This is a genomic window from Streptomyces sp. NPDC101191, from assembly GCF_044767915.1.
Taxonomy (GTDB): Bacteria; Actinomycetota; Actinomycetes; order Streptomycetales; family Streptomycetaceae; genus Streptomyces.
Genome location: NZ_JBIWOU010000007.1, coordinates 190655 through 207255, shown reverse-complemented (window position 1 = coordinate 207255; position 16601 = coordinate 190655). Strand labels below are relative to the sequence as shown.

Sequence of the window (16601 nt, the reverse complement as noted above, 5' to 3'; positions counted from 1 at the left end):
ATCAGGTGACGTCGTCGTAACCGTTGAGGCGGTGTGACCTGCCGTCCGCCTCGCCGGTGGCCTGCTCGGGCAGGGTCCGGGCGGCGCCGACGCTCTCGACCGTGCCGACGGACTCCGGGGTGAGGTCGAGGCTCGACGCCTCGTCGTCGTCCAGCTCGGCGTCCGGGTTCCTGCGCCGGCGACGCTTGTCGTTGAGGAGCGAGAAACCGACGGCAGCCAGGTAGAGGATGGTGATCGGTCCGGCCAGGGCGAGCATGCCGACGGGGTCGGTGGTCGGGGTGATGACGGCGCCGAAGATGAAGACGCCCATGATCACACCGCGCCACCAGCGGGCCATCCGCTTGCCGCTCAGCACTCCGGTGAGGTTCAGCATCACCAGGACCAGCGGGAGCTCGAAGGCGAGGCCGAAGACGAGCACCATGCGCAGGGTGAAGTCGAGGACGTCACCGAGCGAGAGGATGTTGGCGGATCCCTCCGGCGTGAGGCTGATGAGTACCTGCACGCTGATGGGGAGGATCAGGTACGCGAGGTAGGCGCCGGCCGCGAAGAGCGGGACCGCGGCGCCGACGAAGGCGTACGTGTACTTCTTCTCCTGCTTGTGCAGGCCGGGCGCGATGAACGCCCAGAGCTGGTACAGCCAGACGGGGCTCGCGACGACCAGGCCGGTCGTCAGCGAGAGCTGGATCGTCGTGCTGAAGGGCGCCATCAGCGTGTTGAAGGAGACGATGGCGCAGTTTCCGCCGTCGCTCGTGACGCCGGGCGCGCACTTGGGCACCGACTTCGTCAGGAACACCATCAGCTGCTCGCTGTACACGAGGGCCACGACGGTGACCGCCGCGATGGCCAGCAGGCCCTTCGCCAGGCGGTTGCGAAGCTCACGCAGGTGCTCCACGAGGGGCATCCGGCCCTCGGGATCCTTCTCCTGCTTGCGGGCAGACTTGAGCAACCCACGTCCTCATCTCGTGCGGCAGCCGCCGCTCAGGGCGGCGGCCGCGGCGGACCGGGTCAGCGCTTGGTGGTGTCGGTGGGCTCGGTCACCGGGCGCGAGCTCGTCACGTCGCCCGGGGCGGCCTGGATGGTGCGCGGCACGGCCTGCTCCTGCGGAGCGGGGTGCGGCGGATCGGCGGGCGCGCTCTGCTGGTCGTCCGACTTCATCGCCTTGGCCTCGCTCTTGAGGATGCGGGCGGACTTGCCCAGCGAACGAGCCATGTCCGGGAGCTTCTTGGCGCCGAACAGCAGGATGATCACGACGAGGATCAGAATGATCTCGGTGGGGCCGAGCCTACCCATAGCTGTTTACCTTCTTCACCGAGGCGACATTGGACTGCGGGCCCGGCCGGTCGGACATGCGTCCGGCCACCGTGCTTGCAGCGATCGTAACCCGCAGGAGTAAACGGGCGGCAATGGCCGTGCATACGCGCGCTTTCGTCCCGCCCGCGTGCCCCGTCCGGCCTCCGCGCAGCGTACGGCGCGAATTCAGCGCAGTGTCTCGCCCGTTCGCGCCAGGTCGCCGGCGGCTCGTTCCAGCTCCTCGGCGGCCTCGTTGATGCGCTGTGTGGTGTGCGCCACTTGACGGCCGAGGCGCTGGGCCTCCAGGAAGACCTTGATGCCGAGGATGCCGAGGACGGCGATGCCGAGGAAGCCGAGGGCGATGGCGAGCATGGGCCAGAACATGAGCCGAGCCTAGACGTTGCCGGAGGGCGGCGCGGTCAGCCGGTGGTGTGCAGGCGCAGGGTGCGCACGCCGCCGCCGGTGAGGAGTTCGACGATCCGCTCCCCCGCGGGCTTGCGGACGGCGCTGCCGCACTCCGGGCAGGTGAAGGAGTAGAAGGTGGTGCGGCGGCTGGCCCCGATGGCGAGCCGGAGGGCGCCTGCGGAGAGTTCGAAGCGGGAACGGCAGTCGGGGCAGGCGGCCTTGAAGTGGACCGGGGCGACCGACGCCGTCAGACCGGGCATTGCGGACATTTCCCTCAACTCTCCCCACTGCGGTTCGGGTACGTCACTGGGAACAGCGTCCGGAGCCACCGGAACGTCACGTTCCCCCTGCTGCACCGCCGCCCGGCCTCCCGGACGGCGCCGCCCGGCCCCGTCGGCGGGCGCCGCTCAGCCCTCGTAGGCGGCGAGGGCCGCGGCCGCGGCCTCCCGGGCGCTGTCCGCGAGCTCCTGCGGGGCGACGATCCGGCCGTCACTGCCGAGCCGCAGCGCGAGCCGCCGCAGCGAGGCCGGCGCCGGGGTGCGCAACGTGATCCGCAGGCCCCCGTCGGGCAGCTCCTCGGCCCGGTCGTGCGGGTAGTACTCGGCGACCCACCGGCCGCCGGGCCCGACCTCCACCACGACCTCCGGGTCCTCGGCGGAAGGCTGCACGAGGCCCTCCGACAGGTCCCGCAGCTCGATCTCCGGAGGCGCGGCCGGCGCGTCCAGGAGCCGGATCTCGGCGACCCGGTCGAGCCGGAAGGTGCGCCGCGCCTCGGAGAGCCGGCACCACGCCTCCATGTACGTGTGACCCACGGCGAACAGCCGGATCGGGTCCACCTCACGCTCGGTGAGCTCGTCCCGGGCGGGCGAGTAGTAGCGGAGCCACAGCCGCCGGCGCTCGGAGATCGCCCGGTCGACCTCGGCGAAGACGCCGCCCTCGGACTCGAAGGTCACCGACAGGCGGGAGCTGGCCCCGGCCGCCTCGCCGGCCGCCGCCTCCAGTTTGGCGGTGGCGCGCAGCAGCGCCTCGCGGTCGCTCTCGCGCAGCCCCGGCAGGGTCGCCACCGCGCGCGCCGCCACCAGCAGGGCGGTGGCCTCGTCGGCGGCGAGCCGCAGCGGGGCGGCGACGTCGTCCGGGTTGTGCCACCAGATGCGGTCGCCGTCGGTGTCGATGTCGAGCAGGTCGCCGCCGCGGAAGCTGGTGCCGCACATCGGCAGCACGTCCAGGTCCGAGATCAGCTCGTCCTCGGTGATCCCGAAGGCGCGGGCGACGTCGGCGACGTGCGCGCCCGGGCGCTCGCGGAGATAGGTGACGAGGGAGAGCATCCGCCTCGTCTGGTCGATGGCGTTGGCAGCCATGGTCGTTCCTCTCCCCCTCAGCCCTTGGCCACGGCGCGCAGCCGCTCCACGACGTCGGCCCGCAGGTCGGCGGGCTCGAGCACGACCACGTCGGGGCCGAACTCCACGAGCCAGGCGTCCAGCCCGTGCCCGTACGGGATCTCCAGCTCGTCCCAGCCGTCGGCGCCCTCGGTCACGGACTGGGCACGCGAGCGCAGCGGGTAGCCGCATCCGGCGCGCAGCCGGATCCGGGCCGAGCGGGTGGCGGTCTCGCCGGCCCAGCTCTCGACGGTCTCCCGGACGGTGACCACGTCGGGCACGGGCGCCGTGAAGGCGCCGGCCCGGGAGCGGACCTTGCCGGTGATCCGGGACAACCGGAAGACCCGCTCGGCGCCGCGGTCGCGGTCCCAGCCCGCCAGGTACCAGTGGCCGCGCCAGCACTCCAGGGTCCACGGCTCGACGTGCCGGGTCTCGGGGCGGGCGGCATTGGCCTTGCGGTAGTCGAAGACGACCGGCCGCCGGTCGCGGCAGGCCAGCATCAGCGGCTCGAAGGCGGCCTCGTGCACCGGGATGCGCGGTTCCAGGGCGCTGTGCTGGGCATCGTACGAGTCCTCTGCCTCCGGCATCCCGGCGGCGCGCAGCTTCTGCAGTGCGCCGCTCGCGGCCCCGGCGAGGCGGGCCTGCTGCCAGACCCTGGCCGCGAGCCCGAGGGCGGCGGCCTCCTCGGCGTCCAGGGTGATGGGCGGCAACCGGTTGGAGTCGCGGCGGGCGAGGTAGCCGGTCTCGCCGTCCAGGTTCTCGACGGTCTCGATGACCAGGCCGAGCTCGCGCAGATCGTCCTTGTCGCGCTCGAACATCCGGTTGAAGGCGTCCTCGCCGGTCGCTTCGAGGTATGCCTCGATGGAGCCGCGGAGTTCTCTCTTGCTCAGCGGACGGCGGGTTCCGAGCAGGCACAGCGCAAGATTCATCAGCCGCTCGGCCTTGGCAATCGCCATCGACGCCCCGCACCCTCTTCTGCCGGATTGACTTCGTGAGACGTCCGACCGTACCGCCCCGGGGTGTCCGGACAAAAGCCGGGACGAACGCCGAGGGCCCCCGCCGGGGAGGCGGGGGCCCTCGGGACCGCGAACGGCTCGGGTCAGCGCTTGGCGACGCCGACGAGGTCGCAGACGAAGATCAGCGTCTCGCCGGGGCCGATCTTGCCGCCGGCGCCCTGGTCGCCGTAGGCGAGGTGCGCGGGGATGACCAGCTGGCGGCGACCGCCGACCTTCATGCCCTGGACACCCTTGTCCCAGCCCTGGATGACCATGCCGACACCGAGCTGGAAGTCCAGCGGGGCGCCGCGGTTCCAGGAGGCGTCGAACTCCTCGCCGGAGTCGAAGGACACACCCACGTAGTGGACCTTCACCATGTCGCCGGCCTCGGCGACCTCGCCGTCGCCCTGCCAGATGTCCTTGATCTCCAGGTCGGCCGGCGGCTCGCCGCCCGGGAAGTCGACCTCGGGCTTCTCGATGCTCACTGCAGTGCGCTCCTCAAAAACTATGAACCGCCCAGACGATGGTCTGCGCGACCAGGACAGTCTTACACCTTCGCCAGGATGTCGACGGCGAACACGAGGGTCGAGTTCTTCGGAATACCCTGCTGCTCCTTGTCACCGAACGCCTCGGACGGCGGGGCGACGATCAGGACGCGGCTGCCGACCTTCTTGCCGACGAGGCCGTCCTTGAGGCCCTTCAGGGTCAGCTGGCTCAGCGGGAAGTTGGCCGGCTTGCCCTGGGTGTAGGTCGAGTCGAAGACCTTGCCGTCCTTCCACAGGGCGGCGACGTAGTTCACGGCGACCGTGTCGGTGGCGGCGACGACCTCGCCCTTGGACTCCAGGACGTAGTTGGAGACCAGCTTGGTCGGCGGGTCGACCTTGGGAACGGCCAGCGAGGGCTGCTTGCCGTCGGTGTTGGTGCCGACCTTCGGCAGGTCCTTGTTGTCCTGGGCGACCGGGGTCCCCTCGGCGGACTTCGGGATGGTGACGGCCTTCAGGATGTCGACCACGAACACCAGGGTGGCGTTGGGCTTGATGTCGCCCTGGCCCTGCTCGCCGTAACCGAGCGCCGGCGGGATGCCGATCTCGACGCGGCTGCCGACCTTCTGGCCCTCCAGACCCTTCTCCCAGCCCTGGATCACCTGCCCCTGGCCGAGGGTCAGCGAGAAGGGCTGCTTGCGGTCGAAGCTGTTGTCGAAGGGGGTGGTCTCGTCCCACTCCTGACCCAGGTAGTTCACACTGAGCGCGTCGCCCTTCTTGGTGACCGCGCCGTCGCCCTCGCTGATGACGTTGACCTTGAGGTCCTTCGGCGGGTCGCCCACGCCCTTGGCCAGGGTCGGCTTCTCCCCGAACTTCTCGCCCGCGGTGATGGCGGGGAGACCGTTCTTCATCGAACCGGAATCGGAGCCCTTGTCGTCGCTGCCGCAGGCCGCTGTGGTGAGCAGCAGCAGCGGGACGACGAGCAGGCCGGCAAGTCGGCGCACTAGTTCCTCAGATCTCAGACGGCACAGTAGTTGTCCGGACACTCTAGGGGACCACTCCGAGAAGCCGTCGGCCCCGCACGTGAAACGTGCGGGGCCGACGAGCAGTTCTGTGCCGCCGCTGGCCGGTTCCTACATTCCGGCGATCAGCTTTTCCACCCGGTCGTCGACCGAGCGGAACGGGTCCTTGCACAACACGGTGCGCTGTGCCTGGTCGTTGAGCTTGAGGTGGACCCAGTCGACGGTGAAGTCCCGGCGCTGCTCCTGGGCGCGGCGGATGAAGTCGCCGCGGAGCCGGGCCCGGGTGGTCTGCGGGGGCACCGACTTGCCCTCGAAGATCTTCACGTCGTTGCACACCCGGGCCGCCTGGCCGTTCTTCTGGAGCAGGTAGTACAGCCCGCGGCGGCGGTGGATGTCGTGGTACGCGAGGTCTATCTGGGCGACCCGCGGGTGCGACATGGTCATGTTGTGCTTGGCCCGGTAGCGCTCGATGAGCTTGTACTTCATGACCCAGTCGATCTCGGTCTCGATGCGGTCGAGCTGCTCCGCCTCGATGGCGTCGAGGGTGCGGCCCCACAGTTCGAGGACCTGGGCGACGGTGCCGCTGCGGATGCCGCGGCGGTCGACGAAGTCGGCGGCCTTCTCGTAGTACTCCCGCTGGACCTCCAGGGCGGAGGCCTCGCGGCCGCTGGCGAGCCGGACCTTGCGCTGGCCGGTGATGTCGTGACTGACCTCGCGGATGGCCCGGATCGGGTTCTCCAGGGTGAGGTCGCGCATCACCGTGCCCGCCTCGATCATGCGCAGCACCAGGTCGGTGGCGCCGACCTTGAGGAGCATGGTCGTCTCGGACATGTTGGAGTCGCCGACGATGACGTGGAGCCGGCGGTAGCGCTCGGCGTCCGCGTGCGGCTCGTCGCGGGTGTTGATGATGGGACGCGAGCGGGTGGTGGCGGAGCTGACGCCCTCCCAGATGTGCTCGGCCCGCTGGGAGACGCAGTAGACGGCGCCGCGCGGGGTCTGCAGCACCTTTCCGGCGCCGCAGATGAGCTGGCGGGTGACGAGGAAGGGAATGAGGATGTCCGCGAGCCGCGAGAACTCTCCGTGGCGGGCCACGAGATAGTTCTCGTGGCAACCGTAGGAGTTTCCGGCGGAGTCGGTGTTGTTCTTGAAGAGATAGACGTCGCCCGCGATTCCCTCCTCGTGCAGGCGGCGTTCCGCGTCGACGAGCAGTCCTTCGAGAATGCGCTCGCCGGCCTTGTCGTGGGTGACCAGTTCGACCACGTTGTCGCATTCGGGAGTTGCGTATTCCGGATGCGAACCCACGTCCAGGTACAGGCGGGCGCCGTTCCGCAGGAAGACATTGCTGCTGCGGCCCCATGACACGACACGGCGGAAGAGGTAGCGCGCCACTTCGTCAGGAGACAGTCGGCGCTGTCCCCTGAACGTGCACGTGACGCCGTACTCGTTCTCCAGCCCGAAAATGCGGCGGTCCATGTCTGAACATTACGCCTGAAGCCCTGCGCTGAAACCGGGTTCGGCGGCCCCGTTTCGATCATTTTCCGATGAGTGCGGGTTCTTTTCGGCCTGCCCGGTGCGGGGCCCGCCCGTTTCGGCGCCCCCGCTGACGGCGTGTCGCGCCGGCGGCACCGGCCCGAGGACCCGGCCGGTGCCGAGCAGGACCAGGAAGGCCACGAAACCGCCGATGCCCGCGACCGCGAAACCGGCGGAGGTCCCGGCGAGTTCGACGGCCGGACCGGAGACCGCGGAGCCGAGGGCCGCGCCCACGCCGAAGGTGGTGACGAGCCAGGAGAAGGCCTCCGTGACCGTGCCCGCCGGTGCGTGGCGGTCCACGACGATGAAGGCACAGGCGATGGCCGGGGCCAGGAACACACCCGCCAGGGCCGCGAGGGCGCTCATGGCGGCCGGACCGGGCACGAGCAGCAGCGGCAGGTAGCCGAGGGCGAGCAGCAGGACCAGGACGCGCAGCCGCCGCTCGGGGGCACCGGCCCACTGGCGGGCTCCGTAGGCCACGCCGCCGACGAGGGCACCGAGGCCGAGGGCGGCCATCAGCCAGCCGTAGACGGCCTCGTTGCCCCGGTCGTCGGCGTAGGCGACGGCGGCGACGGTGATGGAGCCGAGGGCCAGGCCGACGAAGAAGAAGGAGGAGAGCAGGGCGAGCAGCCCGGGTGAGCGCAGCGCGCCGAGCCAGTGGGCCTCGCGGGGTGCCGAACGCCAGGTCCGGGAAGGCTTGGAGACGACCACGGAGAGCGCTCCGAGGACACCCAGCACGTTGATGACGACCAGGGCGGCGGCGGGCGACCAGAGGGAGACCAGCAGGGTCAGCAGCAGCGGCCCGACGGTGAACATGACCTCCTGCGCGACGGCGTCCAGGGCGTACGCGCGGTGCACCCGGTCCTCACGGCCGAGAACGCTCGGCCAGAGGGCCCGCAGGCCGCCTTCGAGGGGCGGCGTGAAGAGCCCGGCGACCAGAACGGCGGCGTAGGCCAGGAGCAGGTTCCCGATGCCCGTGACGGCCAGGGCGGCCATGCCGACCGCGGAGACCACGGCGGCCGGCAGCTGCACGCGCGGCTGGCCCTTGAGGTCGACGGCGCGCCCCAGGAGGGGCTGGCCGACGGCGGTGGCGAGGCCGTACGCGGCGATGAGGCCGCCCGCGAGGCTGTAGCTGCCGCCCTCGGCGCGGGTGAAGACGGTGATGGCGACGGGGCCGGTGCCGTTGGGGAGTCGCCCGATCAGGGTGCCGGTCAGCAGGCGCGCCGCGTGGGGCGCGCGCAGAATGTCCAGATAGCCGCCCTTGGGCGTGGCCTCGCCGGCCATGTCGTCTCCCCTCCCGGGGCCTGCGCCCGAGGTTTTACGTATAACGTCTGCCGTCATACGTACCATGACCGCAACGCGCCGGTCCACCCCGCGCGCCGGAACGGTCCTGCAGCAAACCGCCGCGGAGGTACGAGTGCACAGCCCGGAACCCATCGGCGGGAGCCGTCCCACCAGCCGCGATGTCGGCCGGGCGGCCGGGGTCTCCCAGGCCACGGTCTCCCTCGTCCTCGGCGACAAATGGCGCGGCCGGGTCTCCGAACGCACCGCCGCCGCCGTGCGCGAGGCCGCCGCCGAACTGGGCTACCGCCCCAACATCGCCGCCCGCAATCTGCGCCTCGGCCGGACCCGTACGGCGCTCCTCGTCGTCCCGGCACTCACCAACGAGTTCTTCGCCCGGGTCTACACCGGCGCCGCGACCGTCGCCGCCCGGCACGGCTTCGGCGTCGTGCTCTACCCCTCCCCCGACGGCGTCGGCCCCGCCAGGGACCCCTTCGCCTCCGCCCGGGCCGCCCTCGACGGCGTCATCGCCTCCTCGATGGCCTCCGACGCCCTCAAGGCCTTCCGCGGCACCGACCTCCCCCTCGTCATGCTCGACAGCGACCCCGCCGACACCGGCGCCGCCGCCCATGTGAACCTCGACATCGCCGACGGCATGCGCCAGGTCACCGCCCACCTCCTCGGCCTCGGCCACCGGCGCTTCCTGCACCTCGCCTCGGCCGTGCCGTCCTGGACCTTCGACGTCCGGGCCGCCGCCCTCGCGGACGCCCTCGCCGGCACCGAGGTGACGACCGTACGGGCCCCCCTCGACGTCCAGGGCGCCCGCGAGGCCACCGAGCGGGCCCTCACCGCACCGGGGCCCCGGCCCACCGCCGTCGTCTGCGACGACGACATCCTGGCCGCCGGCGCCTGCAAGGCCGCCCGGCGGCTCGGACTCCGGGTCCCCGAGGACCTGTCCGTCACCGGCTTCGACGACCTGGCCCTCGCCACCGCCGTCGAACCCGAGCTCACCACCGTCGGCCTGCCCGCCGAACGCATCGGCGAACGGGGCATGGCCGCCCTGCTCGCCGTCCTGGACGGCCGCGAGCCCGAGCGGGGCGATCTGCCCGTCAGTCTGGTCCCCCGGGCCTCCTCGGGCCCCGCACCGGCCGCCTGACACCCCTCGCCACGACGAAGGGCCCCGGAACCGCGTCACCGCGGCCCCGGGGCCCTCCGTGCCGTTCGTCGGCGCCTACTCCTCGGCGGCCTCGTCCGAGGGGTCGTCCGTCTTCGCGACGGCCGCGTCGTCGGCCTCCAGCAGGCGCTTCAACTGCCGGCCGAGGACCCGCTTGAACTTGCGCTGCTGCGGACGGGTACGGTCCAGCACCGCCACCTCCAGCCGGTCCGCGGGGATCTCCCGCTCGGTGCCGTTGGTGTCCCGGGACAGCGCCTGCACGGCCAGCTTCAGCGCCTCGGCGAGCGACATCCCGTCACGGTGCCGCTGGTCCAGGAAGGAGCTGATCTGCTCCGCGTTGCCGCCCACCGCGACCGAACCGTGCTCGTCGACGATCGAGCCGTCGTGCGGCAGCCGGTAGATCTGGTCGCCCTCGGGCTCCGCGCCCACCTCGGCGACGACCAGCTCCACCTCGTACGGCTTCTCGCCGGCGCTGGAGAAGATGGTGCCCAGCGTCTGGGCGTACACGTTGGCCAGACCGCGGGCCGTGACGTCGTCACGGTCGTAGGTGTAGCCGCGTAGGTCGGCGTAGCGCACGCCGCCGATCCGCAGGTTCTCGTACTCGTTGTACTTGCCGGCGGCGGCGAAGCCGATCCGGTCGTAGATCTCGCTGAACTTGTGCAGTGCGCGGGACGGGTTCTCGCCGACGAAGACGATGCCGTCGGCGTACTGGAGGACGACCAGGCTGCGGCCGCGGGCGATGCCCTTGCGGGCGTACTCGGCCCGGTCGGCCATGGCCTGCTGAGGTGAGACATAGAACGGCGTGGACACCGGCTACCGTCCCTTTCTTCCGGTCTGAAGGGCTCTGGAGGGCTTCAACGGTCGAGTGGTCAGAGCAGGGCGGCGCGCGGCCCGTCGGGCTGCTCCAGACGCCGCTCGGTGATCGACCGGGCCAGGTCGGAGGACTCCGTCTCCGTCAGCCTGCGGAAGCCCTCGTCGGTGATGACGGTGACGATCGGGAAGATGCGCCTGGCCAGGTCCGGACCGCCGGTGGCCGAGTCGTCGTCCGCCGCGTCGTACAGCGCCTGGACGACGAGCGTGGTGGCCTGCTGCTCGGTCAGGTCGTCCCGGTAGAGCTTCTTCATCGACCCGCGCGCGAAGATCGAGCCCGAGCCGGTGGCGGCGTACCCGTGCTCCTCGGAGCGGCCGCCGGTGACGTCGTAGGAGAAGATCCGGCCCTTCTCCCGGCCCTCGTCCCAGCCGGCGAAGAGCGGGACGACGGCGAGGCCCTGCATGGCCATGCCGAGGTTGCTGCGGATCATCGTGGACAGGCGGTTGGCCTTGCCCTCCAGGGAGAGCGTCGCGCCCTCCACCTTCTCGAAGTGCTCCAGCTCCAGCTGGAACAGCTTGACCATCTCCACGGCGAGACCGGCCGTGCCGGCGATGCCGACCGCGGAGTACTCGTCGGCCGGGAACACCTTCTCGATGTCCCGCTGGGCGATCATGTTCCCCATGGTCGCCCGCCGGTCACCGGCGAGCACGACCCCGCCCGGGAACGTCGCGGCGACGATGGTGGTGCCGTGCGGCGCCTCGACGATCCCCTCGGGGAGCTTCCGGTTTCCCGGGAGCATCTCGGGCGAGTGGCCGGCGAGGAAGTCGATGAACGAGGACGAGCCCGGCGTCAGGAAGGCCGCCGGCAGACGCCCGATACTACGAGGGTTGGCTTCCACGCGATTCCTTCCGATGGGAACGACGGCCCGCCGTGGGACGCGCGGGCCGATCTTGCGTACTGTGCACGGACCTTACCCGTGCCGGTGCCTGTCATCCGTCCCCGGGCCCGCGGCTTTCCGGGGCTCCGGGGACGGAGGGCGACAGGCTCGCCGCAGCGGCTACTCGCCACCCTTTTGCACGAAGGACCGAACGAAGTCCTCGGCGTTCTCCTCGAGCACGTCGTCGATTTCGTCCAGGACCGAGTCGACGTCGTCGCTCAGCTTCTCCTGGCGCTCCTGGAGGTCGGAGCTCGCCTCCGTGGTGGTCTCCTCGACCTCCTCCGTGGAACGCGTCGCCTTCTGCTGTCCGCCGCCGGTGTCCTTGGTCGCCATAAACCTCACCCCGCTCGAATCGGCCCGCTCGTGTAGGTCTCTCAAGATCAGACCCTACAAGCCGGGACTGACATCGGCCCCGCAGTTTCGAGAACGTCCGGGCACTGCTTCCATGATTCCCAGTCCCCGGGCATTTCAGCCGCGCCCGGGAACGGCGAATCCCGTTGCTTTTCAGCCGCCGGAAAGGAAGCGGACGAGTTCCTCCGCCGTCCGGCAGCGGTCGAGCAGCTCCTTCACGTGGTTCCGGGTACCCCGGAGGGGTTCCAGGGTCGGTACGCGCTGGAGGGAGTCCCGGCCGGGCAGGTCGAAGATGACCGAGTCCCAGGAAGCGGCGGCCACGTCGTCCGCGTACTGCTCCAGGCAGCGGCCGCGGAAGTAGGCCCTGGTGTCCTCCGGAGGGCTGGTCTCGGCCCGTTCCACCGTCGGCTCGTCCAGGAGGCGCTTCATGCGTCCTCGGGCCACCAGACGGTTGTACAGCCCCTTGTCGGGGCGCACGTCCGCGTACTGGAGGTCGACCAGGTGCAGGCGGGCGGCGTCCCAGTCCAGGGCGTCGCGCCGGCGGTAGCCCTCCATGAGCTCCCGCTTGGCGACCCAGTCCAGCTCGCCGGCCAGGCTCATCGGGTCGTTCTCCAGCCGGTTGAGCGTGTCCTCCCAGCGGACCAGGACGTCCTTGGTCTGCTCGTCGGCGTCCGACCCGTAGCGCTCGTCCACGTACTTCCGGGCCAGCTCGAAGTACTCCATCTGGAGCTGCACCGCGGTGAGTGTCCGGCCGCTGCGCAGCGTGAGCAGGTACTGGAGGGACGGGTCGTGGGAGACCTGGTGGAGGGTGCGGACGGGCTGGTCGACGGCGAGGTCGACGGTGATGAAGGCGTCCTCGATCATGGAGAGGACCAGCGCGGTGGTGCCCAGCTTGAGGTAGGTGGAGATCTCGGAGAGGTTGGCGTCTCCGATGATCACGTGCAGTCGCCGGTACTTCTCGGCGTCCGCGTGGGGTTCGTCGCGGGTGTTGATGATGGGGCGCTTGAGGGTGGTCTCCAGGCCGACCTCGACCTCGAAGTAGTCGGCGCGCTGGCTGAGCTGGAAGCCGTTCTCGCGTCCGTCCTGGCCGATGCCGACGCGGCCGGCCCCGGTGACGACCTGGCGGGAGACGAAGAAGGGCGTCAGGTGGCGCACGATGTCCGAGAAGGGGGTCTCCCGCTTCATCAGGTAGTTCTCGTGCGTGCCGTAGGACGCGCCCTTGTTGTCGGTGTTGTTCTTGTAGAGGTGGATGGGCTGGGCGCCGGGGAGCTGGGCGGCCCGTTCGGCGGCCTCGGCCATGATCCGTTCGCCGGCCTTGTCCCAGAGGACGGCGTCGCGGGGGTTGGTGACCTCGGGGGCGCTGTACTCGGGGTGGGCGTGGTCCACGTAGAGCCTGGCGCCGTTGGTGAGGATGACGTTGGCGAGGCCGATGTCCTCGTCGGTGAGCTGGCTGGAGTCGGCGGCCTCGCGGGCGAGGTCGAAGCCGCGGGCGTCCCGCAGCGGATTCTCTTCCTCGAAGTCCCAGCGGGCGCGGCGCGCCCGGTGCATCGCCGCCGCGTAGGCGTTGACGATCTGGGACGAGGTGAGCATGGCATTGGCGTTGGGGTGCCCCGGGACGGAGATCCCGTACTCCGTCTCGATGCCCATTACTCGCCGTACGGTCATGCGGCCCTCCTTGCCCGGCGCCGCTCCCCGCACAGTGCGTGATTCGGCGGTACCCACGAGCCTAGAGCGGCCGCGCGCGTACGGGGAGATCAAAAGCGAATACGTGAGTGGAAAGCGACGGCTGCGGATGTCCGTTCTCCGGACATCCGCAGCCGGTGCGCGTCACTGCGAGTTGCGCGTCACTACAGGTACTGACCGGTATTGGCCACCGTGTCGATGGAGCGACCGGTGTCCGCGCCCTGCTTTCCGGTGACGAGGGTGCGGATGAAGACGATCCGCTCGCCCTTCTTTCCGGAGATGCGGGCCCAGTCGTCGGGGTTGGTGGTGTTGGGAAGGTCCTCGTTCTCCTTGAACTCGTCCACGCAGGCCTGGAGGAGGTGGGAGACGCGAATGCCCTTCTGGTCGTGGTCGAGGAATGCCTTGATGGCCATCTTCTTGGCCCGGTCGACGATGTTCTGGATCATCGCGCCGGAGTTGAAGTCCTTGAAGTAGAGGACTTCCTTGTCGCCGTTGGCGTACGTGACCTCGAGGAAGCGGTTCTCCTCGGATTCCGCGTACATCTGCTCGACCACGGACTGGATCATTCCGTGGGCAGCGGCCTCCTTCGATCCGCTGTGCTCGGCGAGGTCGTCGGCGTGCAGCGGGAGGGTGGAGGTGAGGTACTTGGCGAAGATGTCCTTGGCGGCCTCCGCGTCCGGACGCTCGATCTTGATCTTGACGTCGAGCCGGCCGGGCCGCAGGATCGCGGGGTCGATCATGTCCTCGCGGTTGGAGGCGCCGATGACGATGACGTTCTCCAGGCCCTCCACGCCGTCGATCTCGGCGAGCAGCTGCGGGACGATGGTGTTCTCCACGTCCGAGCTGACACCGGATCCGCGGGTGCGGAAGAGGGATTCCATCTCGTCGAAGAAGACGATGACGGGGGTGCCCTCGCTCGCCTTCTCCCGGGCACGCTGGAAGACGAGGCGGATGTGCCGCTCGGTCTCGCCGACGTACTTGTTGAGGAGCTCGGGGCCCTTGATGTTCAGGAAGTAGGACTTCCCAGCGGGCTGGCCGGTCACCTCGGCGACCTTCTTGGCAAGGGAGTTGGCGACGGCCTTCGCGATCAGCGTCTTGCCGCAGCCGGGCGGGCCGTAGAGCAGGATGCCCTTCGGGGGCCGCAGTTCGTGTTCCTTGAAGAGGTCCGGGTAGAGGTAGGGGAGCTCGACGGCGTCACGGATCAGCTCGATCTGGTTGCCCAGGCCGCCGATCTTGTCGTAGTCGACGTCGGGGACCTCTTCGAGGACGAGTTCTTCGACCTCGCTCTTGGGGACGACCTCGTAGACGTAGCCGGACCTGGGTTCCAGGAGCAGGGCGTCGCCGGGGCGGATGGTGATGTCCAGCAGGGGCTCGGCGAGCCGCACCACCCGTTCCTCGTCGGTGTGCCCGATCACCAGGGCGCGCTCGCCGTCCTCGAGGATCTCCTTGAGGGTGACGATGTCGCCGGCGCGCTCGAATTCCATGGCCTCGACCACGTTGAGCGCTTCGTTGAGCATGACTTCCTGGCCCCGCCTGAGCTCGTCGAGCTCGACGCTGGGGCTGACGTTCACCCGGAGCTTGCGGCCCCCGGTGAAGATGTCGCACGTGCCGTCCTCATTCGCCTGCAGGAAGACACCGAAGCCGGCCGGCGGCTGGGCGAGCCGGTCGACCTCCTCCTTGAGGGCCACGATCTGGTCCCGGGCCTCACGGAGCGTATTGGCGAGTCGCTCGTTCTGAGCGGACACGCCGGCCAGGTTCGTCTGCAGCTCGACGATCCGCTCCTCGAGAATCCTCGTGTGACGCGGAGAGTCGGCGAGCTTGCGGCGCAGGACGGCGATTTCCTGCTCGAGATAGGCAACCTGGCCGGCGGGGTCCTCAGACCCCCGCCCCGGCCGGATGCCGCGGTTGATGTCGTCGTCGTGGGCTGCCACGGTCCTCACCTCCTCCAAGGGGAGCTGGACGCTTCCTGACCCTACCTGGGTGGGTGATGATTGAAACCCCTAGATCAAAAAGACTCCGAGGTGTGTCCGATCTTCACCCTTGCGCTTCCCCTCACGCCAGGGAAATACCCACCGCCGGTCATTGCAAAAGCAGGCAGTTGTATCGTCGTGGGTGGTCAACACCCGTCAGGCTTGGCCCGACTTACCCGCGCGACGCAGAAACGGCAGGAGACATGACCGTGCAGCAGGAGGCCCCGGCCGCAGGTGCCGAGGAGGCGCTCGAGGTCTGGATCGACCAGGACCTGTGCACCGGGGACGGGATCTGCGTCCAGTACGCGCCGGAGGTCTTCGAGCTCGACATCGACGGGCTCGCGTATGTGAAGAGCGCGGACGACGAGCTGTTGCAGGAGCCGGGGGCGACGACCCCGGTGCCGTTGCCGCTGCTGCTCGACGTGGTGGACTCCGCGAAGGAGTGCCCGGGCGACTGCATCCATGTACGGCGGGTCGGTGACGGCGTCGAGGTGTACGGTCCCGACGCCGAGTGACCGCCCGGTGACGGGTGCGCCGGGTCAGACGGCGCGCGCTTCGGCCTGGCCGCTGCGGACGAAGGTTCCCCCTCGCCAGCGCCATGTCACCTGCTCGCGCTGGTCGGGGCAGCAGCTGGGTACGTCGGGGGACGAGTAGCCGAGCAGGGTGGCCTGGACGGCGCCGTCGCGTACGGCGAAGCCGCTGACGTTCTTGAGCTGCGAGGGCTCCACGAGGGTGGCCACGACGCGTGCGGCGGGGGCGCCGGCGCCCTTGCCGCGGGTGAGTACGTAGATGCCGCTGGGCGGCGTCCCGGAGCCGGCTTCGCAGTGTACGACTGCGACGGTCTCGGGGTTTCCGTCGCCGTCGAGGTCTCCGGTGGCCCGCTGGGCGATCTTGCTGGGGGCTCCCCCGCACGCGAGCGGGTAGTGCGCGGTGGCGGCGTCGGGGGCGGGCAGCGGGGCGGGGGCCGCGGCGGCTCCGGCGGGACCGGGCTGGGCGAGGCCCGCGAGGGCGACGACTCCGGCCATCGCGGTGGCGGTGGCCAGCCAGTGCACCGGCCGGGCGTGGGTGTGCGCCAGGTCCGTGACGGCGGAGGTCTGCACGCGAGAAGTCTCCTGTGAGGCGGTGCGGAAGGAGTTGCGGGCATCGTGCCACACGTCACAGGGTGGCGGAACAGGCGGGTCGGCCCTTGTCGTACGCCGCGGCGGGGCGGTCGCAGGCGCGTGCCGTACCTGGGCCGAACATGAGGGTGCCGCCGTCGACTTCCGCGCCCGGGGGCGGGAACTCGGCGGCGGCA

The 16601-nt window shown here is 70.2% G+C and carries 18 protein-coding genes; 2 read left to right on the top strand and 16 right to left on the bottom strand.

From position 1 onward, the window contains the following. Window position 1: 1 nt before the first annotated feature. The 10 genes from tatC to ACIRQF_RS27070 form a co-directional block, all read right to left on the bottom strand. Complete coding sequence (gene tatC / locus ACIRQF_RS27115; protein ID WP_376638237.1) at window positions 2-901, bottom strand: twin-arginine translocase subunit TatC; 900 nt, start codon at window positions 899-901, stop codon at window positions 2-4. Between the two features lie 104 nt (window positions 902-1005). Continuing rightward, window positions 1006-1290 carry a Sec-independent protein translocase subunit TatA gene (tatA, locus tag ACIRQF_RS27110; RefSeq protein ID WP_376638215.1) on the bottom strand — a complete coding sequence of 95 codons (285 nt, stop codon included), beginning with the start codon at window positions 1288-1290 and terminating at the stop codon, window positions 1006-1008. 186 nt (window positions 1291-1476) lie between these two features. Beyond that, window positions 1477-1674, bottom strand: coding sequence for a hypothetical protein (locus ACIRQF_RS27105; protein ID WP_376638216.1), 198 nt, complete (start codon window positions 1672-1674; stop codon window positions 1477-1479). 35 nt (window positions 1675-1709) lie between these two features. After that, entirely contained in the window at window positions 1710-1955 is a 246-nt protein-coding gene (locus tag ACIRQF_RS27100) for a hypothetical protein (RefSeq protein WP_376638238.1), read from the bottom strand. A gap of 147 nt (window positions 1956-2102) precedes the next feature. Next, window positions 2103-3053, bottom strand: coding sequence for a WYL domain-containing protein (locus tag ACIRQF_RS27095; protein ID WP_365349926.1), 951 nt, complete (start codon window positions 3051-3053; stop codon window positions 2103-2105). A gap of 17 nt (window positions 3054-3070) precedes the next feature. Then, window positions 3071-4027 (bottom strand): helix-turn-helix transcriptional regulator, encoded by a 957-nt coding sequence (locus ACIRQF_RS27090; protein ID WP_389759230.1) that lies wholly within the window; start codon window positions 4025-4027, stop codon window positions 3071-3073. Between the two features lie 143 nt (window positions 4028-4170). Next, the gene (locus ACIRQF_RS27085; protein WP_376638218.1) at window positions 4171-4551 is read right to left on the bottom strand and encodes an FKBP-type peptidyl-prolyl cis-trans isomerase; all 381 of its coding nucleotides are present in this window, start codon (window positions 4549-4551) and stop codon (window positions 4171-4173) included. A 62-nt stretch (window positions 4552-4613) separates the two neighbouring features. After that, a complete protein-coding gene (locus ACIRQF_RS27080) occupies window positions 4614-5552 on the bottom strand; it encodes an FKBP-type peptidyl-prolyl cis-trans isomerase (RefSeq protein WP_404095748.1) in 939 nt (312 codons plus the stop codon). A 129-nt stretch (window positions 5553-5681) separates the two neighbouring features. Further along, window positions 5682-7043 (bottom strand): Pup--protein ligase, encoded by a 1362-nt coding sequence (gene pafA / locus ACIRQF_RS27075; protein WP_376638220.1) that lies wholly within the window; start codon window positions 7041-7043, stop codon window positions 5682-5684. A gap of 9 nt (window positions 7044-7052) precedes the next feature. Continuing rightward, window positions 7053-8384 carry an MFS transporter gene (locus ACIRQF_RS27070; RefSeq protein WP_404095746.1) on the bottom strand — a complete coding sequence of 444 codons (1332 nt, stop codon included), beginning with the start codon at window positions 8382-8384 and terminating at the stop codon, window positions 7053-7055. A gap of 133 nt (window positions 8385-8517) precedes the next feature. Here ACIRQF_RS27070 and ACIRQF_RS27065 point away from each other — a divergent pair, with 133 nt between their 5' ends. Beyond that, window positions 8518-9537, top strand: a complete 1020-nt coding sequence (locus ACIRQF_RS27065) for a LacI family DNA-binding transcriptional regulator (RefSeq protein WP_404096101.1) — start codon at window positions 8518-8520, stop codon at window positions 9535-9537. Between the two features lie 75 nt (window positions 9538-9612). Here ACIRQF_RS27065 and prcA read toward each other — a convergent pair whose 3' ends face one another. From prcA to arc, 5 genes are all read right to left on the bottom strand, one after another. Next, the gene (gene prcA, locus ACIRQF_RS27060) at window positions 9613-10365 is read right to left on the bottom strand and encodes a proteasome subunit alpha (RefSeq protein WP_376638223.1); all 753 of its coding nucleotides are present in this window, start codon (window positions 10363-10365) and stop codon (window positions 9613-9615) included. Between the two features lie 59 nt (window positions 10366-10424). Further along, complete coding sequence (prcB, locus tag ACIRQF_RS27055; protein WP_404095743.1) at window positions 10425-11264, bottom strand: proteasome subunit beta; 840 nt, start codon at window positions 11262-11264, stop codon at window positions 10425-10427. Between the two features lie 159 nt (window positions 11265-11423). After that, entirely contained in the window at window positions 11424-11636 is a 213-nt protein-coding gene (locus ACIRQF_RS27050; protein WP_030315996.1) for a ubiquitin-like protein Pup, read from the bottom strand. 171 nt (window positions 11637-11807) lie between these two features. Further along, window positions 11808-13319 carry a depupylase/deamidase Dop gene (gene dop / locus ACIRQF_RS27045; RefSeq protein ID WP_389759223.1) on the bottom strand — a complete coding sequence of 504 codons (1512 nt, stop codon included), beginning with the start codon at window positions 13317-13319 and terminating at the stop codon, window positions 11808-11810. Window positions 13320-13501: 182 nt separating this feature from the next. After that, window positions 13502-15268 (bottom strand): proteasome ATPase, encoded by a 1767-nt coding sequence (gene arc, locus ACIRQF_RS27040; protein ID WP_376638226.1) that lies wholly within the window; start codon window positions 15266-15268, stop codon window positions 13502-13504. Window positions 15269-15510: 242 nt separating this feature from the next. Between arc and ACIRQF_RS27035 the strand changes: the two genes are divergently transcribed. Next, window positions 15511-15822, top strand: coding sequence for a ferredoxin (locus ACIRQF_RS27035; RefSeq protein WP_376638227.1), 312 nt, complete (start codon window positions 15511-15513; stop codon window positions 15820-15822). Window positions 15823-15846: 24 nt separating this feature from the next. Here ACIRQF_RS27035 and ACIRQF_RS27030 read toward each other — a convergent pair whose 3' ends face one another. Then, window positions 15847-16407 carry a hypothetical protein gene (locus ACIRQF_RS27030; protein WP_404095738.1) on the bottom strand — a complete coding sequence of 187 codons (561 nt, stop codon included), beginning with the start codon at window positions 16405-16407 and terminating at the stop codon, window positions 15847-15849. Window positions 16408-16601 lie beyond the last annotated feature (194 nt).

Bases quoted from the DNA above. Each gene is read 5' to 3' on its own strand.
- dop (WP_389759223.1), bottom strand. From the start codon at position 13,319: ATGACCGTACGGCGAGTAATGGGCATCGAGACGGAGTACGGGATCTCC.
- ACIRQF_RS27070 (WP_404095746.1), bottom strand. From the start codon at position 8,384: ATGGCCGGCGAGGCCACGCCCAAGGGCGGCTATCTGGACATTCTGCGC.
- ACIRQF_RS27050 (WP_030315996.1), bottom strand. From the start codon at position 11,636: ATGGCGACCAAGGACACCGGCGGCGGACAGCAGAAGGCGACGCGTTCC.
- pafA (WP_376638220.1), bottom strand. From the start codon at position 7,043: ATGGACCGCCGCATTTTCGGGCTGGAGAACGAGTACGGCGTCACGTGC.
- tatA (WP_376638215.1), bottom strand. From the start codon at position 1,290: ATGGGTAGGCTCGGCCCCACCGAGATCATTCTGATCCTCGTCGTGATC.
- ACIRQF_RS27100 (WP_376638238.1), bottom strand. From the start codon at position 1,955: ATGCCCGGTCTGACGGCGTCGGTCGCCCCGGTCCACTTCAAGGCCGCC.
- ACIRQF_RS27035 (WP_376638227.1), top strand. From the start codon at position 15,511: ATGACCGTGCAGCAGGAGGCCCCGGCCGCAGGTGCCGAGGAGGCGCTC.
- ACIRQF_RS27095 (WP_365349926.1), bottom strand. From the start codon at position 3,053: ATGGCTGCCAACGCCATCGACCAGACGAGGCGGATGCTCTCCCTCGTC.
- ACIRQF_RS27090 (WP_389759230.1), bottom strand. From the start codon at position 4,027: ATGGCGATTGCCAAGGCCGAGCGGCTGATGAATCTTGCGCTGTGCCTG.
- ACIRQF_RS27105 (WP_376638216.1), bottom strand. From the start codon at position 1,674: ATGTTCTGGCCCATGCTCGCCATCGCCCTCGGCTTCCTCGGCATCGCC.
- tatC (WP_376638237.1), bottom strand. From the start codon at position 901: ATGCCCCTCGTGGAGCACCTGCGTGAGCTTCGCAACCGCCTGGCGAAG.